At 54.7% G+C, this 25726-nt stretch carries 25 protein-coding genes; 13 read left to right on the top strand and 12 right to left on the bottom strand.

Annotation, left to right across the window (positions count from 1 at the left end; all coding sequences use genetic code 11):
- Positions 1-130: 130 nt before the first annotated feature.
- From K355_RS0112685 to K355_RS0112670, 4 genes are read left to right on the top strand one after another with little or no spacing between them, the layout of a single operon-like run.
- Entirely contained in the window at positions 131-1099 is a 969-nt protein-coding gene (locus K355_RS0112685) for a TAXI family TRAP transporter solute-binding subunit (protein ID WP_022732522.1), read from the top strand.
- Positions 1100-1131: 32 nt separating this feature from the next.
- Complete coding sequence (locus tag K355_RS0112680; protein ID WP_022732521.1) at positions 1132-3000, top strand: TRAP transporter permease; 1869 nt, start codon at positions 1132-1134, stop codon at positions 2998-3000.
- A complete protein-coding gene (locus K355_RS0112675; protein WP_022732520.1) occupies positions 2997-4334 on the top strand; it encodes an acyclic terpene utilization AtuA family protein in 1338 nt (445 codons plus the stop codon). Before K355_RS0112680 ends, K355_RS0112675 begins: the two co-directional genes overlap by 4 nt.
- On the top strand, positions 4334-4651 hold the full coding sequence (locus K355_RS0112670) for an AtuA-related protein (protein WP_022732519.1): 318 nt from the start codon (positions 4334-4336) through the stop codon (positions 4649-4651). Before K355_RS0112675 ends, K355_RS0112670 begins: the two co-directional genes overlap by 1 nt.
- A gap of 39 nt (positions 4652-4690) precedes the next feature.
- On the opposite strand, the gene K355_RS0112665 is transcribed toward K355_RS0112670, so the two are convergent.
- On the bottom strand, positions 4691-5425 hold the full coding sequence (locus K355_RS0112665; RefSeq protein ID WP_022732518.1) for a glutathione S-transferase: 735 nt from the start codon (positions 5423-5425) through the stop codon (positions 4691-4693).
- Between the two features lie 346 nt (positions 5426-5771).
- Between K355_RS0112665 and K355_RS0112655 the strand changes: the two genes are divergently transcribed.
- From K355_RS0112655 to K355_RS0112645, 3 genes are all read left to right on the top strand, one after another.
- A complete protein-coding gene (locus tag K355_RS0112655; RefSeq protein WP_022732516.1) occupies positions 5772-5990 on the top strand; it encodes a DUF3126 family protein in 219 nt (72 codons plus the stop codon).
- Positions 5991-6296: 306 nt separating this feature from the next.
- A complete protein-coding gene (gene fdhA, locus K355_RS0112650) occupies positions 6297-7493 on the top strand; it encodes a formaldehyde dehydrogenase, glutathione-independent (protein ID WP_022732515.1) in 1197 nt (398 codons plus the stop codon).
- Positions 7494-7690: 197 nt separating this feature from the next.
- Complete coding sequence (locus K355_RS0112645; protein WP_022732514.1) at positions 7691-8350, top strand: hypothetical protein; 660 nt, start codon at positions 7691-7693, stop codon at positions 8348-8350.
- Between the two features lie 107 nt (positions 8351-8457).
- Here the strand turns inward: K355_RS0112645 and K355_RS0112640 are convergent, their stop codons facing one another.
- From K355_RS0112640 to K355_RS0112615, 6 genes are all read right to left on the bottom strand, one after another.
- Positions 8458-9240, bottom strand: a complete 783-nt coding sequence (locus K355_RS0112640) for a siderophore-interacting protein (protein WP_022732513.1) — start codon at positions 9238-9240, stop codon at positions 8458-8460.
- A 26-nt stretch (positions 9241-9266) separates the two neighbouring features.
- Entirely contained in the window at positions 9267-9758 is a 492-nt protein-coding gene (locus tag K355_RS0112635; RefSeq protein WP_022732512.1) for a MarR family winged helix-turn-helix transcriptional regulator, read from the bottom strand.
- A 15-nt stretch (positions 9759-9773) separates the two neighbouring features.
- The gene (locus tag K355_RS23905) at positions 9774-11183 is read right to left on the bottom strand and encodes an MFS transporter (protein WP_022732511.1); all 1410 of its coding nucleotides are present in this window, start codon (positions 11181-11183) and stop codon (positions 9774-9776) included.
- A 259-nt stretch (positions 11184-11442) separates the two neighbouring features.
- On the bottom strand, positions 11443-12159 hold the full coding sequence (locus K355_RS0112625) for a class I SAM-dependent DNA methyltransferase (RefSeq protein WP_022732510.1): 717 nt from the start codon (positions 12157-12159) through the stop codon (positions 11443-11445).
- A complete protein-coding gene (locus K355_RS0112620; RefSeq protein WP_022732509.1) occupies positions 12137-13789 on the bottom strand; it encodes an SIR2 family protein in 1653 nt (550 codons plus the stop codon). The genes K355_RS0112625 and K355_RS0112620 overlap by 23 nt, the downstream gene beginning before the upstream one ends.
- A gap of 98 nt (positions 13790-13887) precedes the next feature.
- Positions 13888-15114 carry a TIGR03862 family flavoprotein gene (locus tag K355_RS0112615; RefSeq protein WP_022732508.1) on the bottom strand — a complete coding sequence of 409 codons (1227 nt, stop codon included), beginning with the start codon at positions 15112-15114 and terminating at the stop codon, positions 13888-13890.
- Positions 15115-15781: 667 nt separating this feature from the next.
- On the opposite strand from K355_RS0112615, the gene K355_RS0112600 reads away from it, so the two are divergent.
- The 4 genes from K355_RS0112600 to K355_RS25125 all read left to right on the top strand — a co-directional run bounded on the left by K355_RS0112600 (position 15782) and on the right by K355_RS25125 (position 19092).
- The gene (locus K355_RS0112600) at positions 15782-16843 is read left to right on the top strand and encodes an ABC transporter substrate-binding protein (RefSeq protein ID WP_022732505.1); all 1062 of its coding nucleotides are present in this window, start codon (positions 15782-15784) and stop codon (positions 16841-16843) included.
- A gap of 81 nt (positions 16844-16924) precedes the next feature.
- Positions 16925-17698 carry an ABC transporter ATP-binding protein gene (locus K355_RS0112595; protein WP_022732504.1) on the top strand — a complete coding sequence of 258 codons (774 nt, stop codon included), beginning with the start codon at positions 16925-16927 and terminating at the stop codon, positions 17696-17698.
- On the top strand, positions 17688-18497 hold the full coding sequence (locus tag K355_RS0112590) for an ABC transporter permease (protein WP_022732503.1): 810 nt from the start codon (positions 17688-17690) through the stop codon (positions 18495-18497). The genes K355_RS0112595 and K355_RS0112590 overlap by 11 nt, the downstream gene beginning before the upstream one ends.
- A gap of 136 nt (positions 18498-18633) precedes the next feature.
- A complete protein-coding gene (locus K355_RS25125) occupies positions 18634-19092 on the top strand; it encodes a host attachment protein (RefSeq protein WP_162142298.1) in 459 nt (152 codons plus the stop codon).
- A 63-nt stretch (positions 19093-19155) separates the two neighbouring features.
- Here the strand turns inward: K355_RS25125 and K355_RS0112580 are convergent, their stop codons facing one another.
- The 5 genes from K355_RS0112580 to pcaQ form a co-directional block, all read right to left on the bottom strand.
- Positions 19156-20100, bottom strand: coding sequence for a helix-turn-helix domain-containing protein (locus K355_RS0112580; RefSeq protein WP_022732501.1), 945 nt, complete (start codon positions 20098-20100; stop codon positions 19156-19158).
- Between the two features lie 118 nt (positions 20101-20218).
- A complete protein-coding gene (locus tag K355_RS0112575) occupies positions 20219-21610 on the bottom strand; it encodes a TRAP transporter large permease (RefSeq protein ID WP_022732500.1) in 1392 nt (463 codons plus the stop codon).
- Positions 21603-22100: a TRAP transporter small permease gene (locus tag K355_RS0112570; protein WP_022732499.1), complete on the bottom strand. Its 498-nt coding sequence runs from the start codon at positions 22098-22100 to the stop codon at positions 21603-21605. The genes K355_RS0112575 and K355_RS0112570 overlap by 8 nt, the downstream gene beginning before the upstream one ends.
- 83 nt (positions 22101-22183) lie before the next feature.
- Entirely contained in the window at positions 22184-23215 is a 1032-nt protein-coding gene (locus K355_RS0112565) for a TRAP transporter substrate-binding protein (protein ID WP_022732498.1), read from the bottom strand.
- Between the two features lie 230 nt (positions 23216-23445).
- Positions 23446-24387, bottom strand: a complete 942-nt coding sequence (gene pcaQ / locus K355_RS0112560; RefSeq protein WP_022732497.1) for a pca operon transcription factor PcaQ — start codon at positions 24385-24387, stop codon at positions 23446-23448.
- A gap of 151 nt (positions 24388-24538) precedes the next feature.
- Here pcaQ and pcaD point away from each other — a divergent pair, with 151 nt between their 5' ends.
- Complete coding sequence (pcaD, locus tag K355_RS0112555) at positions 24539-25339, top strand: 3-oxoadipate enol-lactonase (RefSeq protein WP_022732496.1); 801 nt, start codon at positions 24539-24541, stop codon at positions 25337-25339.
- Entirely contained in the window at positions 25332-25724 is a 393-nt protein-coding gene (gene pcaC / locus K355_RS0112550) for a 4-carboxymuconolactone decarboxylase (protein ID WP_022732495.1), read from the top strand. Before pcaD ends, pcaC begins: the two co-directional genes overlap by 8 nt.
- Positions 25725-25726: the final 2 nt, after the last annotated feature.

Below are 25726 nucleotides of genomic sequence, written 5' to 3'. Positions count from 1 at the left end.
TTATCTCACTATTTGACCTTCCTGCAATAAAAAATCTGATCCACACTTTCTGTCCGCCAAGAATAACGAATGTATAAAGTCGCTGGCGGGACGTAAAACATGCCTGAACAGGCATAGGGAGGAATACACTATGAAAATTGCCAAGTTTGCTTTGGCGAGTGCGCTCGCCTTTGGTCTTTCGCTGCCGGCCTTTGCGCAGGAAAAGTTGCTGATTGGTTCAACCTCGGCGTCTTCGTCGCATTACGGGTATTTTGTTTCTGTTGCCAAACTGGTCAACGATGCAGACAACGGCATTGAAGCATCGGTTGTTGAAACGGGTGCGACGATGGATAACCTGCGCCGGATCGAGCGCAATCAGATTGATCTTGGACTGGTTACCACCAACGTTGCGCAGCATGCCCATGCAGGTGCAAAGGGTTTCGATGGTAAGCCGATGGCAGGTCTGGGCCTGCTTTGGGTATATACCGGCGCACCGCAGAACGTCATTGTGCGCGACGATGCCGGTATTAACAGTCTTGCCGATCTTTCCGGTCAGCGGTTCAATCCGGGGATCAAGGGATCAGCCACGGAAAGTACGACCGAAGCTGTTTTTGAAGCACTTGATCTGACGTCTGACTATGTCCGTGGGTCAACCACCGACGTCGTTGACATGATCAAGGATAACCGCGTGACCGGATACGTTAAATCGGGTGCGGGTCTTAAACTTGACAGCTCAACCCTTGATATCGCGACCTTTACCCCGATCAAGGTTCTGAGCCTGACCGATGCACAGAAACAGACCCTGATCGAGAAGATGCCCGATGTTTCGGTGGTGGATATTCCCGAAGGTGCCTCAGACGGCATTCCGGCGTATTCGACCTGGAGCTTTGGCGTTGGCGTTGGCGCGGGTGCCAGCCTTTCGGAAGATGCGGCCTATAAGATCGTTGAAGCTGTCATGGCCGATACCGAGGTTCAGGGGGCTGCCATGGCAAGTGTGAAGGGTGTCAATCTGGCCGAGCTTACCTTGCAGTATGCGACCATTCCGCTGCATCCGGGGGCCGCAAAATGGTTCCGGGAAAACGGCTATGACATCCCGGCCAATCTCGACCCGAGCAAATAATAAGAAACCAAAGCATCTAGAGGAAAACCGCCATGTCTGTGCGCATCCGCGACGGGTTTGCGTTGCTTGTGGGGATATTCGTTTTTTATACCGCTGCAACAGGCCCGTTTGAAAGTTTGATTCAGAGGGCGGTTTTTCTCGCGCTTGTCACGTGTCTGGGGCTTAGTCTTTATCCATTGGGGCAGGGAACCACCTGGCGCAAGGTTGGTCTGGTCGTTGACCTCATGCTGGCGGCGATAACGGTCAGCGCGTGTAGCTATATCGTGGTGAACTACGATGAAATCATGACGACCCTACCATGGGCGACCAAGCTTGACATGGCGTTGACGGTTGGGCTTGTCGTGACGGTCATGGAAGTCGGTCGCCGGGCGGTCGGGGCAATTTTCCCTGCACTTGTTATTGCCGGTTTGTTGTATGCCTTGCTTGGCAACTATCTTCCCGGAAGCCTTGGCCACCGTGGCTTTGACGTCGAGTTTGTTACCGAGACGATCTTTCTTGGCGACCTTGGCATCTGGGGCATGCTGACCGGGGTTGCGGCCACGGTGATTGCCGCGTTTGTTCTTTTTGGTGCCTTGTTGCTGCATACCGGTGGCGGACAAAGCTTTATGGACCTTGCCATGCGGCTTGGTGGCCGTCAGCGCGGTGGGGCTGCCAAGATCGCGATTATTTCCAGCGGCCTGTTTGGCATGATTTCCGGTTCAGCCGTTGCCAATGTTGCAACCACGGGCAATTTCACCATCCCGATGATGCGCAGGCTTGGTTATCCCGCCCCACTTGCCGCCGCAGTAGAAGCGGTGGCTTCGACCGGTGGGCAGATTGCCCCGCCGATCATGGGGGCGGCGGCCTTTGTCATGGCCGAGATTCTTGGCATTGCCTATGTCGATGTCATGATTGCCGCAGTTATTCCGGCGGTTTTGTTCTATCTGTCGGTGTTTGTTACCGTCCATATCGTTGCCACCCGGCGGAACCTGGCCCTTGTTCCGGAAGACGAACTTCCGGCATGGTCGGACATTCTGGCACTGCGCAGGGTATTGCCGATTGTTGCCGCCCTTGGCTGTCTTGGGGTTGGTATTTTCATGGGCCGTTCGGTCGTGACATCGGCCTTTTACGGAATGGGCGGGCTTTTGGTGGCGTTTGTCGCAACATCCATCGGGCAATTATCGGTGCGCGACATGTTTGGCCGAATTCTTGACGGTGTCACGGATGCAGGCAAGGGCATGGTGATCATTGGTGTCCTGCTTGCCGGGGCGCAAATACTGGTTTCGATGATCAATATGACCGGGATTGGCGTGACGCTGAGTTCGATGATTGTTGCCATTGCCGGGGATTCAACCGTTCTGGTGGCGATCATTGTCGGTCTGGTGTGCATGATCATGGGCATGGGGTTGCCGACAACTGCGGCCTATGTGCTGGTGGCGGCCGTTCTGGCACCGGCCATGATTGCGGTCGGGATCGAGCCACTGACGGCACATCTTTTTGTCTTTTACTTTGCAACCATCTCGGTGATTACACCGCCTGTTTGTGTCGCGGTGTTTGTGGCGTCGGGCATTGCGCAAACCAACTGGTTGCCCGCCGCGGTTGAGGCTGTGCGCCTTGGGGCGATGACCTATGTGGTGCCGTTCATGTTGCTTTTGTATCCCGGCATGACCGGGGGTGGGGGCACGATGGCCGTGGGCAATGCGATTTTGTCCGGGCTGGTTCTGGTGGTTGCTATTCCGGCGTTGCTTGGTGGTCAGCCGCTTTTTGGGCGTCTGTGGGTTGATCGGGCCTTGTTGGTTGTTGTGATTGCCATCGCGCTTTGGCCAGCATTCCTGACACCGCTCATCGCGGCAGGTCTGCTGGGCGGGTTTCTGTTTTTCGGGCGTGATGCGCGCCGTGCGATGCTGGAGGGCGGACAATGAAGGCAATCCGCATTGGAACTGGTGCCGGGTTTTCCGGCGACCGGATCGAGCCAGCTGTTGAATTGGCAAAGCATGGTGAGATTGATTATCTGATTTTCGAATGCCTTGCCGAGCGGACCATTGCCCTTGCCCAGCAGGCAAAAATGCGCGATCCGCATGCCGGTTTTGATCCGTTGCTTGAACGCCGGATGCGCGCAGTTCTGTCCGTTTGTCGTGACAAGGGTATTCGGATCATTTCCAATATGGGGGCGGCGAACCCGGTTGGTGCAGCCAAACGGACGGTCGAGATTGCGCGTGAGCTGGGCTTGACGGGATTGCGTGTTGCCGCAGTTCAGGGGGATGACGTCCTTGATATCCTGTCGCCTGATACGTTTCATATCGACGAAGAAAACTGTGCCCTGCGCGATTTCAACAAACAGGTTGTTTCGGCAAATGCCTATCTTGGGGCCGGCGGGATTGTTGACGCCCTGGTTGCCGGGGCAGATGTCATCCTGACCGGGCGCGCGGCAGATCCGTCGATGTTTCTTGCGCCGCAGATTTTTGAATTCGGCTGGGAAATGGATGACTGGACGCGGCTTGGTCGCGGTACACTTGTTGGTCATCTTTTAGAATGTGGCGGGCAAATCACCGGCGGGTATTTTGCCGATCCGGGCATCAAGGATGTCCCCGATCTTGCGCGGTTGGGTTTTCCGATTGCCGAGATCACCGAAAACGGAAATGCAGTTATTACCAAGCTTGGTGGTACGGGCGGGTGTGTTACTGCTGCGACCTGTAAGGAGCAGCTGCTTTATGAGGTCCACGACCCCAAAAGATATATCCAGCCCGATGTCATTGCGGATTTTTCCGGGGTGGAGATTACAGAAATCGGGCCAGACCGGGTTGCGATCGCCGGTGGAAATGGTTTCCAGAAAACCGGAAGTCTGAAAGTTTCCGTCGGCTATGTGGATTCCTGTGTTGGTGAAGGGCAAATTTCCTATGCCGGACCGGGGGCCGTGGCGCGTGGACGTCTTGCCCTTGATATCTTGCATCAGCGGATGGAACTGGCCGGGATTTGTTGTCAGGAAGTCCGTGGTGAGCTGATTGGTGTGAATTCCGTGTTCCCGCAAGCCGAACCCGCAGACGATGCGCCCGGCGAAGTGCGTCTGCGCTTTGTCGTGAGGACCGATGACCTTGCGACGGCGGCACGCATCGGTGAAGAAGTCGAAAGCCTGTATCTGAATGGCCCGGCTGGTGGCGGGGGTGTCACCAAATCAACACGCGAAGTCGTTGCCATCGTATCGGGACTGTTGCCCGAGGGGCATTTGAAAACACATTTCGAGATGATGGAGGCCTGATGTTGCAGCTACGCGATATTGCCCATTCCCGTACCGGGGACAAAGGCAACATTTCCAATGTTTCGGTGATTGCCTATCGCGCGGAAGACTGGCCAATTCTGGTGCGTCAGGTCACAGCAGAACGGGTGCGAGACCATTTCGGAACAATGGTTCGCGGCGAAGTCCTGCGCTATGAGTTGCCGCAGATCGGTGCGCTTAACTTTGTGATGCATGATGCGTTGGGGGGCGGGGTTACACGGTCACTGGCACTTGATCCGCATGGCAAGTGCCTGAGTTCCCTTCTTTTGACCCTGACGATTGAGCCAACCCACACATAGGTGATTAACCGACATTTGGGCCCGGAAAAGCAATACGCTTTAGGCGGCCTTAAACACAATCGGTGCGTCGCCTTCGTGCCACTGGTCGTATTTGGTCATGGCGCGTTCAAAGAAGCTTGAGGCCAGAAAATCAGCCAGCCAGCGCTGCACATGGACAAACGGCATGGCGTCAAACGCATCACGGTCAGCATTGGCGAACTGGCGGACAAACGGGGCAATGGCAAAATCGGCCAGAGCCGGGCGCGATCCAAACAAATAGCGGCCAACGGCCAAGCGACCATCCAGACGGTTGAGGATTTTTTCGGCATCGCGGCGGTGTTCGGCCGGATCGGCGTGCTCATAGCGGGTATGGTATTTATAGCGATCAAGGTGATGCTTGAACGGGCCGTCATTTTGCGCGATCAGGGCCAGCATATCATCGAGCGTGCCGCTTTCGGGGGTCATCCATTCATTGGGATCGTTTTCGACCAAGGCCCAGACCATGATTTCGAGGCTTTCGTCAATCACGGTGCCGTCGGACTGGATCAGGACCGGCACGGTTGCCTTTGGCGATGCATCGATCATGGATTGGGGTTTGTCGCGCAACACAACTTCGCGCAGTTCGACGTCAATGCCAGCCGAGAGCAAGGCCATACGGGCGCGCATGGCATAGGGGCAGCGCCGGAAGCTATAGAGAACGGGCGGGTTTGTTGCCGCGTTGCGGGCTTCGTTGCTGGCTTCGTCGCTGGCTTTGGCGTCGCTTTGGGCCGGGGTGGTTTGGTCAATCTCGGTCATACCTTCGGCTTAACGGCTGTGCGGGGGGATTGCAACTGCTTTGGGCGGATTTTGCCCCAAAGCACACCGGATGGGAAACGCAGATTGGAAATAATGCGCAAAGTTCCCTATGTTTGAGAAACGGGTCCAGCGTCGAAGATCGGACATATCCTGAAACAGCAGGCGGTAAAATTTGATCAAATCGGTCTTTTTTGCCGTCTCGGGCTTGATTTGCAGGGGTGGTTTGTGGAAGACAATGGGCACAAGATTTATACATCGCAGGATCGCTGCTGACGCCGAGTGGCGCATGCGATATTCTGCGGACTAACAGATGTAAGCCGACTGGAAAGAACAAGGGGCAAGTTCTATGACACCGACTGAAATTGCGCGCGTTACCGATTATCTGCGCCGCACCTTTGACAATAAACTTATCGCCATCGACCCGCCGAAGAAAAAAGGCTACCCGATCGAAATGCGTGTTGGCGATGAATTCGTCGGTGTCGTGCATCGTGACGAGGACGAAGGCGAAGTCAGCTATTCGCTGAATTTGGTCATTCTTGAAGAAGACCTGCCGCCGGCACCCTGATCAGAACTGTTATCAGGCTGAATAAAAACGCCCCGTGCCAGAGACTGGCCGGGGCGTTTTTTTGTTCGTTTTTTCCAAACGTCGCAAATGTTCTGAACACAAGAGGATGTTTAGCGAACGGCGTTCAGTTCGTTTGACAAGGTATGGGGTGAGCCATACCGTTTTGAGTGTGTATGGCGACAAAGTAAAAACGCTATGAGTTTGGTTGGTGGCAGATACAAAAACAAAAAGTCCCAAGCAGCCCCAGACAGCCCAGGCGATACGCACAATCCTGAAAAACAAATGTCAGGCGAGAGGAAACGAAATATGAGTAATCCATCAAATCGTGGCGTGATCTATAAAGGTGCGGGGCAAGTGGCAGTCGAGACGATTGCCTTTCCTGAACTCGCACTGGGCAACCGTAAATGCGAACACGGCGTCATTCTTAAAGTGATCACGACCAATATCTGTGGCAGTGACCAGCATATGGTGCGCGGCCGGACGACAGCAGAAGAAGGCCTTGTCCTGGGGCATGAGATCACCGGTGTGATCGTTGAGACCGGCCGGGATGTTGAATTCCTGAAAGTCGGGGATGTGTGTTCGGTGCCGTTTAACATTGCGTGCGGACGGTGCCGCAATTGTAAATCGGGTCTGACGGGCATTTGCCTGAATGTGAACCCGTCGCGCCCCGGTGCGGCATATGGCTATGTCGATATGGGCGGCTGGGTCGGTGGACAGGCCGAATATGTCATGGTGCCCTATGCCGACTTCAACCTTTTGAAATTCCCCGATGCCGATCAGGCGATGGAGAAAATCCGCGACCTGACGTTGCTGTCCGATATTTTCCCGACCGGGTTCCATGGCTGTGTCACCGCCGGGGTTGGTCCGGGGACAACGGTTTATATCGCCGGTGCCGGTCCGGTTGGTCTGGCGGCCGCGGCATCAGCCCACCTTTTGGGGGCTGCCTGTGTTGTGGTTGGCGACATGATTGATGATCGTCTCGCACAGGCGCGCAGTTTCGGGTGTGAGACCATCGATCTGAAACAGGAAGGGCCGATGGAAGACAAGCTTGAAGCCATTCTGGGCGACCGGGAAGTGGATTGCTTTGTCGATTGCGTTGGGTTTGAGGCGCATGGCTGTGGCTGTAACCATGGTCATGAAGCCCCGGCAACGGTGCTTAACTCTGCCATGCAAATCACCCGTGCGGGTGGTCAGATCGGTATTCCGGGTCTGTATGTCACCGAAGATCCCGGTGCGGTTGATGATGCGGCCAAGCACGGCGCACTTAGCATGCGGTTTGGCCTTGCCTGGGCGAAATCACATTCGTTGCATACCGGTCAGTGCCCGGTGATGAAATATCACCGCAACCTGATGCAGGCGATTTTGTTTGAAAAGATCGACATCGCCAAGGCGGTCAATGTGCAGATGATCAACCTTGATCAGGCACCAAAGGGCTATGCCGATTTTGACGGCGGGGCGGCGAAGAAATTCGTCATCGATCCGCATGGTAGCGTTGCGGCCTGATCTGTTATCAAGGTCTTGCGATCTATGATCTTAACACCCCGGTCTTTGGCCGGGGTGTTTTGCGTTGCGGGCCGGACCAAAGCCAACGCCACAGCCAGCGGGCGTTAAACCGGGGGTGTGGAACCAACACCCGTGTGGGGGCGTTGAGATATAGGTTGGCAGAGCATGCCGTTGGATGAAGCCGGTAAAGGACGCACATGGGTTCGTGGATTGAACAACACGCGACATTGCTTCAGGTCGGGGTCAGTGTGGCCACGCTGTTGGTCTGGGTTTTTTATGCGCAATTGCTGTTTCTAAGCTACCACCGGGCGCGCCGCCCGAAGATCGTGATTAATCAGATGCTGGGCAATTCCGACAAAGCCCGTTTTCTGATCAGCAACATGAGCCAGGAGGCCATCCATATCGATAAGGTGCTGGTGTGTGTGGGAAGCGGCGAAGATCGGGTTTGTGAGCAGGTGACCGATGCCGACCCGGAGCGGGATTCAAACGGGAACGAGCAGAAATCCATGCTGTCGGCCCGACTGGACGAAGTGACCGTGCAAGGGCCGCTTGGGTCGGGGAAATGCATTGAACTGGGCGCGTTTGCGCATTTGCTCAACCGTATCTGGCGTCGGGCAGAGATAAATAACAGTGAGGACGGGGTTTCGCGCAGCAATGCGATTGAAACAGACGATGCGTGCCGTGTCGAGATCATCGTGATCGCCGTCTATAGTTCCGAAAAGGGCGTGGTCGGCGCCAGCCGGGCCTTTTGGCGCAAAGAGGACGGCGCGTTGAGCCCCGAAAACGTCAAAACCGACCAGCATACCGGCTTTTTCGCCCGCCGCCGCATGGCGCGGCTGCATGCGCAGTATGTTTGACAGGAACGGATGTTTACCCCGACAGCATTATGGCAGACCCAAAATAATCGGACCCCAACAAGGGGCCCGATTGGTTTTTGGAATGTGCGTGTCTGTGGTGGCGGGGTTTAGGCCGCTGTTTTGGCGTCTTCGGCCTTGATGGTTTTGTGGTTGTCTTCGTTCAGGCCCTGTTTCCAGTAGCTTGAAATATAAAGATCATCCTTGCCCAGACCACGATCATCGCGGAAATAGCTGCGCAGTTCCTTCATGGCGGTAAATTCACAGGCCGCCCATGCCGAAATCTGCCCATCATGCCACGGCAGTTTTTTGACCACATCGACAAGAGCGGTGCTGTTGGTGCCCGGATGCGGGTTGATCACCCATTCGATGGTGATGTTGTCAGGTTTCACCAATTCCTGCATGTCGGCTTCGGACTGGATTTCAATCACCGCGTAGCCGCGTGCGTCAGCGGGCAGCACTTCCAGATTGACCGAAACGGCGGGAAGGGCAGTCATATCACCGGCAATCAGGAACCAGTCGGCGGTTGGATCGACCAGCTTTTTCGGGCCGGGGCCGCCGATGGTGATCATGTCGCCGGGCGCACAATTCACCGCCCAGTTCGAGGCTGGGCCGCCATGGTCGGTGCCATCGTCACGGTCGCCATGCATGACAAAATCAATGTCAACTTCGCGGCCCTGATCGGTCATGCGGTCATGACGGATGGTATAGGTCCGGCGCAAAACGCGGTCCTTGTCATCGCCTTCGATGGGGAAGATCAGTTTGACATACGCACTTGCCTGATCGTCGGGGAAGCCTTCCATGCCGTCGCCGCCAAGGGTGACGCGCAGCATGTTGGGGGTGACATATTTTTTGCCGATCACGGTCAGGTCGCGGGGGGCAGGTTTGCTCATTTTTGGTGCTCCTTGGTCCATTGGGATTAGTCCGGCTGGACCGTTTTCTTGCAATTGTGGTTTTCCAGATTGTCGGCCATCAGATTGGCAATTTCGACAAAGGTCTGGATCTGCTGTGGCGTAAGCCCGCGTGTCATTCGGGTTCTGACGTCTTGTTCGACACTGCGAAATTCGGTCATCAGTGTGTCACCGGCGGGCGTCAAATGCAGGGTCTGGCTGCGTCGATCTTCGGGGTGGGGCCGTCTTTCAATCAGGCCCTCGTTTTCGATTTCTTTGATAAGCCGGGTGATGCGGCCTTTGTCCTGACCGGATTTTTCGGCCATTTGCTGGGCCGTAATACCCGGCAGTTTGATGATCCATTTCAGCACGCGTTTGTGCGACATCGGCATTGGCATATCGGCGGCCTGCATCGCGTTCATGGTGGTGCGTTTATAGGCATGGATCAACCGGTGCAGGGTTTCACCGGGCACGTGAAGGCTGTTTTCGGTCGTTTGGGAACTGGTTTCACAGGTCGACATGATTTTGGTTTTTCCTTACACGCCAGCCGGACTGGCGATCAGCCCGGTACGAAGCGCATGGCGGCGGCCTTCGCAGATCAGGGCAGACAGGGCGGCGGCAATTGATGCGGCAATCATGATGGTGGTCAGGTCAAACTGGCCACTGGTGCCAATCAGGATCGCGGCCGTGGCCGCCCCGATGGATTGCCCGGTCAGGCGGGCAGTGGAGAGCATTCCGCTGGCCCCGCCAGAACGATCCCGCGGCGCACTGGTTAGCATCAGGCGGTTATTGGGCGCCTGAAACAGGCCGAACCCGGCACCACAGAGTGCAAGGGCGGCAATCATGCCGATATAGCTGCCATCTGCGGGGACGAATGTTGTTGAAAACAACCCGATGGCAAACAGGGCCATGCCCATCCCGGTCAGGTGAATGGGCGAATATTTATCGGCCAGCCGCCCGGCAAGCGGGGCGACAACGGCGGTGGTTAGTGGCCACGGCGTCATCAGAAGGCCGGTTACGGTAATGCTATATCCCAACACATCATGGAAATAGAACGGGAGTGCGACGAACGCAATCATCTGGGCGCAAAAACCACAAATCGACGACCCGATGGAGCAGGCAAAGACCGGCAGTCGCAGCAAATCAATCGGCAACATCGGGCGGTCTTTGGACAATTGGCGGCGCACCAGCACCACGCCCGCCAGAATGGCAATGACAAACTGCGCGGTGATCAGGGCAGAGTGGCTTTCGGTCCCGACATTGCCAAGGGCCGCGATCAAACCGCCAAAGGCAAAGACGTTTAAAAGCGCACTGATGAAATCAAACCGGGTGCGGGTCGGATCGGTAAAGGGCAGCGTGAAATAGCCAATGACAATCGCCAGAATGGAAATCGGCAGATTGATCAAAAACAGCCAGTGCCAGCTTGCAACCGCGAGAATAGCCGAGGAAATCGTCGGCCCGGCAGCGGCCGATACCGATACCGTCATCGCGATCCAGCCAATGGCGCGGCCGAGTTTGGCCTGCGGGAAGATGTGGCGCATGAGCGCCCCATTGATGCTCATCAGTGCCGCACCGCCAAGGCCCTGTAACACGCGGGCCGCGGTCAGAAATTCAATGTTCGGGGCCATGGCACAGAGGCCCGATGCAATGCCAAAAACCGCAATGCCGCTTAGGTAAACCTTGCGAAAGCCAATCGCTTCGCCAAGGGCGGCAAGGGGGAGCAGGGAGACAACAATCGCCAATTGATAGGCGGTAACGACCCAAATCGCATGGGCCGGGGATACCCCCTGATCCTGTGCGATGGTTGGAAGCGCAACATTCATGATCGTGCCATCCAGCACGGCCATCGTGATGGTCAACAACACGGCGGCGGCAGCAAGGACGTTGCGCGGGGCAGGTAGGCCATCCGGGTAGACCGTGGGGGAAACGCGGAGCAAGGTTGGCATGGGGGCAAGGTCGCTTTCATTGGTGGCGCGGCAAAAATGCGCAGACCGTGTGGTGGCACGAGGGGCGCTTTGGGGCTTGCACTTGCGTAGGCTCGACTGGCGCAGACTTAACTGGCGCAGGCTTAATTGGTTGACATGATCAACTACCTAAAAATGGTTGATCTTGTCAACTATAAAAGTGCGAATGGGTCGCATTTATGGTGTGGGGTGTTTCAGGTTGTGGGTGGGGAATATGACGTAGGGGGCTGAAATCGCGGGATTATTTCACGCGATAGACATCATAGAAAACATGCGTCTTATCGCCGAAATCCTTGTGGTTCGGCAGATAGGGCATCGGGTCGGAGTGCGATACCAGTTCCCAGAGTCCCGCGCGCGTGGTGGCGGTCAGGACCTTAATAAAGGCATCGTCATACAGATCGGCGCGGTGGGTGAAACTGACGATGCCGCCGCGTTTGACCACGCGGCAAAACTCGGCCATCAGTTTGCGTTTTTCGCGCACATAGGTCAGGGTTCCGATGCATTGCACGGCGGCAAAACCATTGTCGCCAAACGCCAGTGGCTTGTTCATATCGCGCTTTTTAAGGTGGCGATACACACCCTTGGCCTCGGCGGCTTGCAGTGATTCCAGTGATAAATCAATCCCGGTGAGGTCGGTATATCCCGCACGTGCGAGTTCCTGCCCGGTCAGGCCGGTGCCACATCCGGCATCCAAAATCGGCGCATCAAACGCGATATCCTGTGCGACCATGATGGCGGCCGCGCGCATTGGTGCGTCATACCCCATCTTGGGCAAATCAGCGTCATAGCTTTCGGCCCATTGATCGTAATAGGCCGCCAGACTTTGCGGATCGGCATCCGTCATGCGGGTCAGTTCGGATGCGCTATCGGAAATATCATGACGATTGGCATCGCCATCACTGGCGTTCACCATGGTTTTGCCTCGCTGTTTTTTCTTACAGGTTTCGAAGTCTTTCAAGTACTTTCCGCACAAGCTCAATCGCTTCACGTGCGTTTTGTGCAGTAACGTTCTTAGTTCTGTGTACTGCCTCGTTTCGGCGGTAAATGAGTTTAATGATCCGGCTGTGTTCATCCTTAGTGAGAATTTCCCTCATTAATGACTCTTCGATCATTTTTCTCAATTGCGGAGCACGATTGACATATTTTGAGGACGAATTATCTGAGTGCTTTTCGAAGTACTCTCTAAGAGCGTTCTCTAAATGAGATATGGCGGAAATCAACGCAGACTTGTGCTCACCTGCAGCCATTAGGTTACTGGTCTCAGTTTCAAAGTCTGAGTTCAGTGAAGTTGAAATTTTCTCCAAAGCTATTTTGATTTCATCGAGAAGCTTATCTATTCCTTGGTCGAGAACGTTTCCGCGATGAATCACTGATTCTACAGGAATTTCAGTGGCCGGTTGGCTACCTTTCGGAATGATTTCAATGATTTCCAAAGGGGGGCGATTGTTCTTAGCCCGCTCATGTTTCTTTTGCTGTGCAAGTTTTAGGTCATCTCTTTCGCGAGAGGCATTCTTTTGAGTGTCCACTACTACTACAGATGCTCTATCAATCAACGTGTCCGTGATTGATCTAATATTGTTTCCTTTTGCAAGAACGTCGTCAATGGTCACGGGAACAAAACCTGTGTCCTCTACAACTGGGAATACCATTTTTCTGTAGATGGATAGATACTGCTTAGGTACAGAAAAAAAGCAAAGTCTAGTTGGGGTGTGTCTGGGTAGAAGTAATTCTAGCAAAGGGTCTTCAGAACGGATTGTTTGCTCGGATAACGCATTTTGAAGCCAATAGTTGTGTATATCTTTGAATGTGTTTTCCAGAATTTTTCCGTAATTGTTTTTCGATCCTGGTAAGTTTATGACTTTAACGCCACGTCTTTCAAAGCGCGCCGTTTCAGTCGGGGAAGCATCGACTACTAGAGCATATGCTGGGCGAGTATTCTTGCCCAATCGACTAGAGACGACATTCCAAAGTTGTCTGAAATCTGGATCATCTAAACTGTAGCCAATCAGAATGGCTGTTTTTGATATCAATAGATTAGATAGATAGGTAGCAATCAAAGGGTACTTGTTGATAAATGAGTCATAGTCATTCTCAGTGGCGATTAACCTAGAAGGATGTCGTAGATCTCCATGTAATTTTACTAGTAATGGGTCTGATGAATTCTGGTTTATTGATAATTGATCTTCATCAATAATAATATGGCATGATGTAATTTCTGTGTACTGCTGTTCCAATAAATAGTCAAAATTTGTTGTGCAGACTATGTCAAATGGGATTTGGCAAAAAGCTCGATGAGTGTCTCCAGGTGAAGATTTGTTTATATGTAAAACATCAGTAAGTCTCTCAATTAATTTTGCTCGACCGAACTCATGTTCATATGCAGAGAGGGCGTCTATAGGACCAAGTGGAGAGAAGTCTGTAAGGTCATCTGCAAATAAATCGGTTAAACTATCCCACAATGGCATCTTTTCTCCACTTGGAAGGTCCGCATTAAGGGACATACCTGCGCCAATAATTGGAAGCCAGCGACCTCGGATAAGGTCATCCAGAAGAGGCTTAGGGAATATAGACAATAAAGAATCTGTCATGTTAAATGCAAAACCTTGAAGCAGAGGCTGGTAAAAGGTGCAGCGATAGGTGCTGTACAATTAGAAAGCGCTACTTTAGCTTGTTGAGAGGCGCGCTTCTACGCTAAAGTTGAACTGACAAAACACCCACTCAATAAATACCCCCCCGTAGGTGCTTCCCAATCGACCATCTCGCCGAGGCAGTAGGTGCCCGGACGTTTGATAAGTTGGAAAGTTTCATCCAGTTCTTCCCATGCCACACCGCCAGCGGTGCTAATCGCCTCATCAATCGGGCGGGGTTTGGTGATCTTGATGGGGAGGCTCTTAATTGCCGTGGCGAGTTTGGCGGGGTCGTTCAGGGTTTCACGTGGGGTGACCTCGAAAATCAGCGCGGTTTTGGTGGCATCTAAGCCAAGCGATTTCCGCAAATGGTTGCCCATTGAGTTTTTGCCGCGCGGTTTGGCGAGGCGGGCGGTGACGTCTTCCAGTGTGCGGTCCGGGGCGAGGTCGAGTGTGAGTGTCGCTGTGCCGGTTTCAAGCCATTGATCGCGGAGCGTTGCCGAGATGGCGTAGACCGCGCTGCCTTCGATCCCGGTTTTGGAAATGACGAATTCGCCGCGTACGGTTTGCGTGCGACAGGTCAGGGTGACGGGTTTTACCGGTTGGCCTGCGCATTTATCAATCAAATGGTCGGTCCAGTTGACCTCAAAGCCGCAATTGGCGGGTTTGAACGGGGTGCATTTGATCCCCTCATTTTGCAGGATGTCCATCCATTTGCCATCTGATCCCAGCCGTTTCCAACTGCCGCCGCCCAAGGCCAGAATGGTGATGTCGGCGGTGGCCGTTGTTTCGCCATTTGTCGGGCTATCGGGGGTTTTGAAAACCGCCTGACCGGCATCGTTCCAGCCGGTCCAATAGTGGCGGTAGTGGATTTTACAGCCCAAGCCATCAAGGCGTTTGAGCCATGCGCGCAAAAGCGGGCTTGCCTTCATCGCGGTCGGGAACACCCGACCCGAAGACCCGACAAAGGTTTCAATCCCAAGCCCCGCACACCAGTCGCGGATTTGAGCGGGGCCGAATTTGCGCAAATGTGGTTCGAGGCGTTCGCGTGCGGTGCCATAGCGGGTCAGGAAGGTTTCGAGGTCTTCGCTATGCGTGATGTTCAGGCCCGATTTCCCCGCCATCAGGAATTTGCGCCCGGCACTGGGCATGCCTTCATACAATGTTACCGCATATCCTTCGCCCGCCAGCCGTTCGGCGGCCATCAGCCCGGCGGGACCGGCACCGATGATCATGGCGGTTTTACCGTTGGGGGTGGGGGCGGATGTCGGGGATTGTTCTGGCATGATTGGCCTTGTGAGCGGGTGAAGGTGGTGTGCTGGTTCTATCGCGTTTCGGGTGGGGTGGCAATTTTGTGTGGGTGTTTTGGGTGTGGGGTGCGGGGTGTGGAGCTTGTGGGGCGAGATTCCCGCCTTCGCGGGAATGACGGTGGGAGCGGGGATGACGGAGGTTAGCGGGGGTGACTGGGGAGGGTTTTGCGGGAATGACGTTCGTATCAGTCTTGGTACGAGGTGCCGTCATGCCCGCGAAGGCGAGAATCCATGGGGTTATGTGGTTCTTGTTTGAGATGGGGGGCAATTTGTGTGGGGATGTTTTATTGGGGTGGAGCTTGTGGGGCGAGATCCCCGCCTTCGCGGGGATGACGGGGGGGGAATGCGGTGATGGCAATTTGGGGGGTGTCTAAGTGTGGAGTTTGTGGGTCGAGGTTCCCGCCTGCGCGGGAATGACGTTCGTATCAATCTTAGTATCAGGCACCGTCATCCCCGCGAAGGCGGGGATCTCGGGCTGGATGCTCCACCAGCGGGTGAAATATCGTTTCATGCTGATTGCCTGTTTGGGGCAAAACCCGCCAATTTTCATGCAATAGACGCTAAACATTGGCAATTTGCCGGTGAATCGGCTACCAAAATTGCGAACACATAAATGAACAAAAAATGGTTTTGAGGAGGAAACATGCGTTCACATGATTTGATGCGCGGGGCCGTGCAGGCGACCCGTCGGTCGGTGCTGGCGGTTGCTCTTGGTGCGACTGTGTTGGGGGCCGGGGCGGCAAACGCGGCAGAGAAAATCAACATTGCCGCGCTGACATTCGTTTCAAGTTCGCCGTTGTTTATTGCCAAGGAAAAGGGCTATTTCGCCGACGAAGGGCTTGATGCGGAAATTACGTTTTTCCGGTCGGCCCAGCCGGTTGCGGTGGCGATTGCATCGGGGGATGCTGATTTTGGCGTGACCGCATTCACGGGCGGGTTCTTTAACCTTGCGGGCAAGGGCGCGCTTAAGGTGATTGGCGCGCAGCTTCATGAAGATGCCGGCTATGACGGATCGGCGATTTTGGCATCGAACAAGGCGTTTGAGGCTGGTCTGACGTCGGTTGATAAGCTGGGCGGGCATAGCTTTGCGCTGTCGCAAGTTGGGTCATCGTTCCATTACATGATCGGCAATGTGGCCGAGAAGGCCGGTGTGGACCTTGAAAGCATGGAGCTTAAACCGCTTCAGTCCGTGCCCAACATGATTGGTGCGCTGAACAGCGGGCAGGTCGATAGCATGATCATTGTGCCCCATATTGCAAAGCCGCTGGCCAATGCCGGGGCGGCGCACATCATTGGTTGGGTCAAGGATTATGTGCCCTATCAGGTCGGTGGGTTATTCACATCCGCACGCAATGTTGAAGACCGCCGCGATGTGGTCGAGAAATTCGTGCGCGCCTATCAAAAAGGGGTGGCCGATTACCGGGCGGGGCTTTTGGCAACGGACGGCGATGGTAAGCTTGTGAAAAGTGACACCACCGACGAGATTCTTGAGATCGTGCACAAGTATGTCTATAGCGACGATCCGGCTGAAAAGGCCTATCCGAAAATCCGCAATGGCGCGATGTTCATTACCGAGGAAGGCAAACTTGATGTCGAGGACGTCAAAGCGCAGGTCAAATGGTATCAGGAGCGTGGTTACGTTTCGGCCGATGCCAACCCGGATGACTTCATCGATACGAGCTTTATTGCCCCGCTTGGTCAGTAAGGCGACGTGACATGATGCCGGGCCGAAGCACCATGCCTTCGGCCCGGTTTGCATTTGTTTCTTCCCTTAAAAGAGAGCGCCATGCGCCTTCATATCAAAAATGTCAGTCATAGCTATGATCAGGTCGAAGCTTTGCGCGACATTGATTTTGGCATTGAGCCGGGTGAGGTCGTGGCCCTGATCGGGCCGTCGGGCTGTGGAAAATCCACACTTTTGTCGATCATTGGCGGGTTGCTTAAACCGACCAGCGGCGAAGTCCTGATGTGTGATCAGGCAAAGCCCGAGGGGTGCTTAAACCCGCTGACGTATGTTTTTCAGGACTTCGCACTTTTGCCGTGGCGCACGGTTGCTGGCAATATCAGTCTGGTGCTGGAAGACCATCCATTATCGAAAGCGGAGCGCGCGGCGCGCATTGATGAAGTGCTGGCGCAAACCAATCTTTCCGATTTTGCCAATGCGTATCCCAAGCAGCTTTCGGGCGGGATGAAGCAGCGGGTGGGGATTGCGCGCGCGTTGGCGGTGCGGCCGGCTGTCCTGTTGATGGATGAGCCCCTCTCGGCACTGGATGCGCAGACGCGGATTTTATTGCTTGATGAGTTTTCCGATCTGTTTGCGCGCACCGGCATGACGGCGGTGTATGTCACCCATAACCTGAATGAAGCGGTGCGGTTGGCCCATAAGGTGGTGGCATTGCGCCGACGTCCGGGCACGATCAAGGAAATCCATACGATTGATGTGCCGATCAAGGATCGCCATGAAGGCATGCCCGAACTGATTGCGCATGAGCAGGCGCTTTGGGCGTTGATCCGCGATGAGGCAATTGCGGCCGATAAGGAGCTTGACCATGTCGCGTGATGTTGAGCAGGGCGCACCGGCATCACTGGTGCGGTTCCGGGCGACGGGGTTTAACCCGAAATCCAATCCGGTGGCAGCATGGGCCAGCTTTGTGGTGGTGATTGCCCTGTGGCAATTGGGATCAAGCACCGGGTTTATTTCCGAACTTGCGATGCCAAGCCCGGTGGCGGTGGCCAAGGCACTTTGGCAGTTGATTGTGTCGGGGGACCTTTGGTTGCACCTTGGTGCATCGTTGCAGCGCCTTGTTGGTGGCTGGATCATGGGGACGGTGGCCGGTTTGGTCGTTGGTTTTCTGGTCGGCATGTTTACATGGGCGCGGTCGCCCGGTGTGGCATTGGTATCGGCCTTGTTCCCGATCCCGAAAATCGCGTTGTTGCCGCTGTTTATCATCTGGTTTGGCATTGGCGAGCCATCGAAATTTGCCACCATTGCCTTTGGCGTGTTTTTCCCGACCGTGATCAATACGTTTGGCGGGGTGGATAATGTGCAGCGCAACCTGATCCGCATGGGGCAAAGTTTTGATTTGCCGATGTGGTCGGTGATCCGCAAAATTATCCTGCCCGGCGCGTTGCCGACCATTCTGTCGGGCTTTCGCATTTCATCGTCGATTGCGATTATCTTGCTGATTGCGGCCGAGATGATTGGCGCGCAATACGGGATCGGGGCGCTTATTCTGGCGGCAGGGAACCTCTATCAGACCGATCAACTGATTGCCGGTGTGGTGGTGTTATCCTTGATGGGCTTGTGCGTTTCGTGGTTGCTGGGGCGGTTGGATCGCTGGTTGCTGGGCTGGCGGTAACGCATTTTCTCGCATGAAAACATCAAAGGGGCCGGTCAGATGATCGGCCCTTTTTGTTTTTCGGGGGATTGGCTGGAACATCATGGCGTTTGCGGGCGTTGGCGAGGTATCTGCAACAACAAATGGCAGGTTTGAAATGCCCCATAAGAACCAGTGGATCCTTGTCGCCGATGGTGGCCGCGCACATGTGATTTCCGTTCGTCACGATGCCGAAGGCCGTCATCTGGAAACCGTTCATGAAATGATTGCGGATAATCGTTCAAGTTCGGACATTGCCAGTGACAAGCCCGGTCGCGGCTTTGCCAACCCCGGCGGCAATCAGCAACGCCACGCCATGCCGCCAAGTACCGATCCCCATGAACATGCCCAGGTCGAATTTGTTGATGACGTCATGTCCTATTTGACGGCAAAGCGTAATGACGGAAAGTTTGACAATCTGATCGTGGTGGCACCACCCAAAATCATGGGCACAGTCCGTCAGAAAATGTCAAAACCGGTTGAGCAGGCGCTTGATGGTGAAATCACCAAGGATTTGACCAAACTGCCGTTAAGCGATCTTCCAGAACATCTGAGCGGCACGGGTGGCTGGTTATAGCGCCATCTTGCGATAGCCCGGAATGCGGGAATGCGTCATTCCGGGCGCAGCACAGCGCAGACCTTAGCGGTGATCACGCCGGAACTCTGCCGGGGGCATGTCGGCGTGTTTGGCGAAAAAGCGTGAAAAATATCCGGCATCGCGAAAGCCCAGTTCACCGGCGATCTGCTGCACAGCGATGTCGGTATAAATAAGGGTGCGCTTGGCTTCCAGCATCAGGCGGTTTTGCACAACCTCGCTTGCGGTCATGCCATATATGTCCTTGGCAATGCGGTTAAGCTGGGTGGTGGTGATGCCGATTTCGCGTGCATAGAATTCAAGCGGTTTGTGCTGTTTGTAAAAACTTTCGACCAGCGACTGGAATTTGCGGAATTTGCCGGTTTTCTGTTCCTGACGCGATAGGCGGGCGGCATCGCTGCTTGGGATGTTGCGCCCGATATCAAGCAGCAACAGACCCAGAATATGACGCAGCGCAAACAGCCGTCCAGTTTTGTGGCTGTAATATTCCAAGACCAGCTGTTTGATCAGAAAATCCATCGGGGCCTGTTGATCGGACGGGGTTCTGGTATCGACACAGACCGCCTGATCAAGCCGGGCCAGCAGTTTTGGCGCGGGAGCGAGGATTTGACCGAGATGGTAATCGGTCAGCGAAATAACCCAGCCATCAATATCATCACTGAATTTAAAGCCATGGACAGTGCCCGGCGGGACAGTGATCAATTGCCCGACATGCATGGGAAATTGCTGGTCGTCAAAACTGATATTTGCCTGCCCACGGGTGATGTAAAGCAACTGAAACAGGTTGGTGTGGCGGTGGGGTTTGATGTGCCAGTCATGCAGGCGGGATCGTTCGGGGATGCTTTCAAGGTGAAAGAATTCCGGTTCAGTGATCGGTTGTGGTTCGGCGGTGCTGTTGCCTGGATCGCGCGTGGCATCCAACCCGCCAGCCGTTCGGGCATTGGCATCACGTTCGCCATAGAGTTTATAGATCGGGATGCTGTTGCGCATGGGCTTTCTTATGATGGGGCACGGAACCGGATGGTCAAGTTTACCCTGTTTTGGGTGTGATCAAAAGAAAAGCCCGCCATCGGAAATGGCGGGCTTTGGTGTTCTTATTGGTAACTGGCTATCCACCGAGGAACGAGGGCACAAACAAGGTGAGTGCCGGGACGAAGATGATCAGAAAAATACGGATAATCTCTGCGCCAAAGAACGGCATCACACCCCGGAAGGTCTGGCTCATCGGGACACCCTTGGCCAGTGCGTTGATGATAAACACATTCAGCCCGACGGGCGGGGTTATCAGCCCCAGTTCGACGACAATCAGGGCCAGAATACCAAACCAGATTTTAAGGTCCTCGGCCCCCATGCCATAGGCCGCCGTCGCCGCCGTTGCCCAGTCGCCACCATTGATGTCGACAAGGGCCGGCCAGAAGAACGGGATCACCACGACGATCATCGACAGGCTTTCCATGAAGCAGCCCAGAACGATCAGGGCGAGGAGCATCAGAACCATGATCAGCCACGGATCAAGGCCGCTGGTGGCGGCGGCTTCGGCCATATAGGCCGGAAGGTTGGCACGGCTAAAGAAGCCTTTGAGGATTTCCGCACCCAGAAGGATGAAGAAAATCATCGAGGAGGTAACCGCGGTGTCTTTGAGCGACTGACGCAGACCTTGCCATGTCAAGCCACCCTTGCCACGGAACCGCATGTAGGTGCCATATACCAGAATGGCGAACACGCCAACACCGGCAGCCGGGGTCGGGGTGAACAGACCGGCACCCAGACCCAGAATGATCGCGCCAAAGATCACCATGACCGGGATCAGGCGCAGCAGGGCTTCTTTACGTTCAGCAGGCTCCATCGGGGCGGGTTTGGGGGCCAGTGACGGGTTGATGCGCACCTGAATGGCAATCACCCCCATAAAGAACAGAACCGCGATGAGGCCCGGAATGATGGCTGCCTGAAACATCTGAATGATTGATGCCTCGACGGTGACCGCATAGATCACAAGGGCGACCGATGGCGGGATCAGAATGCCAAGTGTGCCGCCCGCCGCCAGCGTACCGGTTGCCAGACGCGGCGAATATTTCAGCCGGTCGAGTTCGGGCAGGGCGACTTTGCCCATGGTCGATGCGGTGGCAAGTGATGATCCGCAGACCGCACCAAACCCGGCACATGCACCAATGGCGGCCATGGCAACGCCCCCCCGGAACCGGCCAAGGATGGCATTGACCCCCTGAAACAGATCGCGTGACAGGTTGGCCTGACTGGCGAGATAGCCCATCAAAACAAACAGCGGCACGACGGACAGTTCATAGTTCGACACAATCCCGTAAAACAGGGATTTGAATTGCTGCAAATAGGGATCAAACCGCAGGAACGGGAAGAACAGGCTGAGCACATAGTTGCCGCCAATCCCGACACCCACCATTGCAAGGCCAACCGGAACGCGCAGTGCGAGAATGAAGAACAGCAGCCCAAGGCCGCCAAGGCCGATTAATTCGCGTTCAGACATTGGACTCTCTTTCGAAAACCTGATTTCCGGCAATCAGCGCCCACAGGAACATCGATGCGATGCCCGGCACATAAAACGGCCAGATCTGCCACCCCAGAATTGCCGAAAGCGTATTGTCGCTGCGCACTTCGATCAGTCCATGCACCATCATATAGGCAAGGAACAGTGCCAGCAGCGTCATGCAGATGCCCGATGCCGTGTCGACAACACGGGCAAACCACGTCGGAAACATTTTAATGAACACGTCAACAGCGACATGGCCGTGGCGCGATTGGCAGTAGGGGAAGAACATCAATGCTGCCGAACTGACGATCATGCTGACGAAATCTTCGTAGCCGATGATGGCGGGGACATTGGCGTCAAACAGTCGGGCCAGTTTGTCGAGGCCAAAGGCGGTCACATTGACCATCGTCACCACAGCAATCAGCAGGGCAAGAAACCCGCCAGCAACGGCAAACCAGGCGGCGGCCTTATTCAGCACGTTTTTCATGATTCAAACAATCTCGCGGGAAAAACAGGGTCACGCATCGCATGATACGTGACCCCACAAGATTTTCCAGTACCTTGGAAAGGTTACTTGGTATGGGACAGAACGGCTGCTTTGGCGTCTTCGACCAGTTTTGCACCGTCGATACCATTCGAGCTTGCTTCTTCGATCCAGCGATCCACAACGGTTGCGGCCGGCGCATCAAAGGTTGCTTTTTGTTCTGCGGTCAGCTGAACGACCTGGCCTTTGCCATCGTTGATCATTTTCTTGCCGACTTCTTCGACGTCGTTAAAGACATCGCCGATATGACCGGCAAACTCACGACCGGAATTGCGATCAAGGATTTCCTTGAGATCGTCAGGCAGGCTGTCGTAACGGTCCTTGTTCATCGCGAACAGGAAGGTCGAGGTGCCAAAGCGTGAATTTACACCTTCGCCTTCGACGGAATAGGCAACCAGTTCAGCCAATTTAAGTGGCGGCACGACTTCGAACGGCACCAGACCACCATCAACAACGCCAAGTGACATTGCCTGCGGCAGAGCCGGGACCGGCATGCCAACGGGTTCAGCGCCCCATGCTTCGATCATCCATGACCCGGTACGGGTCGGGGTGCGCAGTTTCAGGCCTTTGACATCGTCAACGGTGCGGACGTCTTTTTGGGTCAGGTGGATGGCCTGACCGGCATGAACGTGAACCGCAAGGGTATGAACGTCTTTAAGGTCTTCGGCGTATTCGTCTTTCAGATCCCACATCGCAAGGTTGGTTGCGCGTGCATCACCAAGGTGAACGCCCGGAAGTTCAAATACTTCCAAACGCGGGAATACACCCGGGGTATAACCCGGCAGGGTCCAGACGATATCGGCAACACCGTCACGGACCTGACGATACAGTTCCGGCGGGTTGCCGCCCAAAGACATGGACGGGAAGATTTCAAACTTGATACGGCCGTTTGATTCTTCTTCGATTTTCTTTGCCCATGGCTCGATCATTTTCGACTGGGCCGGTGCTTTCGGACCCAGGAAATGGTGAACGGTCAGGGTAACTTCCTGTGCGTGTACGCCGAACGACACCATGGTCGCGACAGCAGCACCAGCCAGCAATTTGGTGATGTGTTTCATTCTTCCTCCTTTGAACGTTTTGCCGCGTTCATGACGCTGGCAAACGTTTCAGCCACGATGCGCACCCTTAAAGTACGAAGTTTTCCAAGATATTTTATTCTTGTTTTTAGGACTGTTTTTAGGCGTGGCCTGCGGTTGACGCAATTCTGCCATGCCGATTTTGAACCAATCTAAAGGGCACGAGATGGTTATGTATAATGATATGTAAGCACATATGCATAACCAAACGATTATGACTTCCTGCTCGAAAGTGTTGTGTGATGGGCGGATGCTTCTTCACGGACTGCATTGATCAACATTTCGACGGGGGGCGATACCGGGCTATCAATTCGGGTGGTCAAGCCCACCGGACCAAAGGTGTCGCTGGTATCAATCGGCAGTTCAACCAAGTTACCCTCGGCGATATCGGATGCCACAGCCCCGTTTGATATGATCCAGATTGCATCGGTTTCACGGGTAAAGGCGCGTCCGAAAGATGTCGAAACGGTTTCAATCCGGTCCGGCAGGGCACCGATCCCATGGGCAATCAGCATTTTATCAACCGTCGAATGAATGATCGCGTGTTTGGGCGGGACCAGAACCGTGAATTCACGAATGCGGGTGATGTCGGGATTTTTATCGGCCAATAATGGATGGCCGGGGCGGGCGACCAGCGAAATATGTTCGGAATACAAATGGATGAACGACAATCCCGACATCTGATCGGGTTCGGCCAGCCGTCCGACCACCAGATCAAGTTCACCAACGCGTAATTGCCCCATCAACATGACGTTCGGCCCGGCGACAACCTTCACGGTGGTATCGGGGCTAAGCGCCTTGAACCGGCGAATGGCGGCGGGCATCACACTTGCCGCAACCGTTGGCAAAACGCCAAGATTAATCGACAATCCACCTTGCATGCGGACCTGACTGATGCTGTCGACACCTTGGCGCAAGGCCGTGACACTGGCCCCGGCATAGCGCAGGAACACCTTGCCAAAATCGGTCAGGGTGACACCGCGTTTGGATCGGTCAAACAGCCGCGCATCAAGATGTTCTTCGAGTTCGCGGATGGTTTTTGAGACGGCGGGCTGGGTGATTGACAGTGTGTCGGCGGCTTTGCCAACGCTGCGTTGGCGGGCAACTTCGAGAAAACACGTCAGGTGGCGAAACTTAATACGTTGGTCCAGCATGCTACCCTGCTACCGTGAGGTGGATCGTTATTGGGATCGTCTTATTTATGGTGGTTGTATACTTATATAGTTATGCAAAATACGCAAATCCTCATTTTACATAACCAAAACCGTCTGAGAATGTAGGGCGAAATAGTCAGGGTGAAACGACATGAGTTTACACGTCGCCCCGATCAACGGGACACATATCCATTATGCCCAGACCGGCCCAAAAGACGGCCCGGTGCTGGTTTTTTCGAATTCTCTCGGCACGGATCTGCGGATCTGGGACGATGTTGTTGCCGGGCTTTCGGACCGGTTTAACATTGTGACCTATGACAAACGCGGTCACGGGCTTTCAGGGATTGGTGATGCGCCATATGACGTTTCGCTGCATGCCAGTGACCTGATCGGCTTGCTGGACCATCTTGGTCTTGATCAGGTGATCATTTGCGGTCTGTCGGTGGGTGGTTTGATTGCCCAGAAAGTTATTGCTGAGCAGCCCAAACGTATTCGAGGCCTGATCCTGTGTGATACCGCATCGAAACTTGGCGATTATGATGGCTGGAACAGCCGGATTGAGGCGATCAAGGCCGACGGGATCGAGGTTCTGGGCGATGCGATCATGGAACGCTGGTTATCGCCGGATTTCCGTGCCAACCGCCCGCTTGAAACCGCGATGTATCGCGACATGCTGGTCCGCACGACCGCAGATGGCTATATCGGTACCTGTGTCGCACTTCGCGACGGGGACTTGCGCGATGCGGCGGGCAAAATTTCTGTGCCGACCTTATGCATCTGTGGATCAGTTGACCTTGCAACGCCGCCCGATGTGGTGCGTGCGATGGCGGGCATGATCCCGAATGCGACATTTGAACTGATCGACGGGGTCGGGCATTTGCCATGCATCGAAACCCCGGAACAGCTTACCCGGTTGATCGACCGATTTACCAAGGAGAATAACCTTGTCTGAGAGCCGGTATGACGTTGGCATGAAAACCCGCCGTTCTGTTTTGGGTGATGCGCATGTAGATCGTGCATCGAAAAACATCACCGAAATTGACGAAGGTTTTCAGCGCTATATCACTGAAAATGTCTGGAACGGTGTCTGGACGAGTGACAAATTCACCAAGCGTGAACGTTCGATTGTGACCATCGCGCTTCTGGCGGGGCTTGGTCATGAAGAAGAACTTGCCATGCATATCCGCGCGACACTCAATACCGGGGCGACGCGCGATGATATCCGTGAAACCCTGATGCATGTTGCGGTCTATGCCGGCGTTCCTGCCGCCAATACGGCATTCCGCATTGCCAAACAAACCTATGCCGAGATCGACGCGGCGCCCAAGGGAGAGTAGTC

Source organism: Thalassospira lucentensis MCCC 1A00383 = DSM 14000, from assembly GCF_000421265.1.
GTDB classification, from domain to species: Bacteria; Pseudomonadota; Alphaproteobacteria; order Rhodospirillales; family Thalassospiraceae; genus Thalassospira; species Thalassospira lucentensis.
The sequence above is the reverse complement of the archived record's forward strand: the minus strand, read 5'-3'. Positions and strand labels throughout refer to the sequence as shown.

Excerpts from the sequence above, each read along its gene's own strand:
- K355_RS0112685 (WP_022732522.1), top strand. The coding sequence starts at position 131 with ATGAAAATTGCCAAGTTTGCTTTGGCGAGTGCGCTCGCCTTTGGTCTT.
- K355_RS0112680 (WP_022732521.1), top strand. The coding sequence starts at position 1,132 with ATGTCTGTGCGCATCCGCGACGGGTTTGCGTTGCTTGTGGGGATATTC.
- K355_RS0112675 (WP_022732520.1), top strand. The coding sequence starts at position 2,997 with ATGAAGGCAATCCGCATTGGAACTGGTGCCGGGTTTTCCGGCGACCGG.
- K355_RS0112670 (WP_022732519.1), top strand. The coding sequence starts at position 4,334 with ATGTTGCAGCTACGCGATATTGCCCATTCCCGTACCGGGGACAAAGGC.
- K355_RS0112665 (WP_022732518.1), bottom strand. The coding sequence starts at position 5,425 with ATGACCGAGATTGACCAAACCACCCCGGCCCAAAGCGACGCCAAAGCC.
- K355_RS0112655 (WP_022732516.1), top strand. The coding sequence starts at position 5,772 with ATGACACCGACTGAAATTGCGCGCGTTACCGATTATCTGCGCCGCACC.
- fdhA (WP_022732515.1), top strand. The coding sequence starts at position 6,297 with ATGAGTAATCCATCAAATCGTGGCGTGATCTATAAAGGTGCGGGGCAA.
- K355_RS0112645 (WP_022732514.1), top strand. The coding sequence starts at position 7,691 with ATGGGTTCGTGGATTGAACAACACGCGACATTGCTTCAGGTCGGGGTC.
- K355_RS0112640 (WP_022732513.1), bottom strand. The coding sequence starts at position 9,240 with ATGAGCAAACCTGCCCCCCGCGACCTGACCGTGATCGGCAAAAAATAT.
- K355_RS0112635 (WP_022732512.1), bottom strand. The coding sequence starts at position 9,758 with ATGTCGACCTGTGAAACCAGTTCCCAAACGACCGAAAACAGCCTTCAC.
- K355_RS23905 (WP_022732511.1), bottom strand. The coding sequence starts at position 11,183 with ATGCCAACCTTGCTCCGCGTTTCCCCCACGGTCTACCCGGATGGCCTA.
- K355_RS0112620 (WP_022732509.1), bottom strand. The coding sequence starts at position 13,789 with ATGACAGATTCTTTATTGTCTATATTCCCTAAGCCTCTTCTGGATGAC.
- K355_RS0112615 (WP_022732508.1), bottom strand. The coding sequence starts at position 15,114 with ATGCCAGAACAATCCCCGACATCCGCCCCCACCCCCAACGGTAAAACC.
- K355_RS0112600 (WP_022732505.1), top strand. The coding sequence starts at position 15,782 with ATGCGTTCACATGATTTGATGCGCGGGGCCGTGCAGGCGACCCGTCGG.
- K355_RS0112595 (WP_022732504.1), top strand. The coding sequence starts at position 16,925 with ATGCGCCTTCATATCAAAAATGTCAGTCATAGCTATGATCAGGTCGAA.
- K355_RS0112590 (WP_022732503.1), top strand. The coding sequence starts at position 17,688 with ATGTCGCGTGATGTTGAGCAGGGCGCACCGGCATCACTGGTGCGGTTC.
- K355_RS25125 (WP_162142298.1), top strand. The coding sequence starts at position 18,634 with ATGCCCCATAAGAACCAGTGGATCCTTGTCGCCGATGGTGGCCGCGCA.
- K355_RS0112580 (WP_022732501.1), bottom strand. The coding sequence starts at position 20,100 with ATGCGCAACAGCATCCCGATCTATAAACTCTATGGCGAACGTGATGCC.
- K355_RS0112575 (WP_022732500.1), bottom strand. The coding sequence starts at position 21,610 with ATGTCTGAACGCGAATTAATCGGCCTTGGCGGCCTTGGGCTGCTGTTC.
- K355_RS0112570 (WP_022732499.1), bottom strand. The coding sequence starts at position 22,100 with ATGAAAAACGTGCTGAATAAGGCCGCCGCCTGGTTTGCCGTTGCTGGC.
- K355_RS0112565 (WP_022732498.1), bottom strand. The coding sequence starts at position 23,215 with ATGAAACACATCACCAAATTGCTGGCTGGTGCTGCTGTCGCGACCATG.
- pcaQ (WP_022732497.1), bottom strand. The coding sequence starts at position 24,387 with ATGCTGGACCAACGTATTAAGTTTCGCCACCTGACGTGTTTTCTCGAA.
- pcaD (WP_022732496.1), top strand. The coding sequence starts at position 24,539 with ATGAGTTTACACGTCGCCCCGATCAACGGGACACATATCCATTATGCC.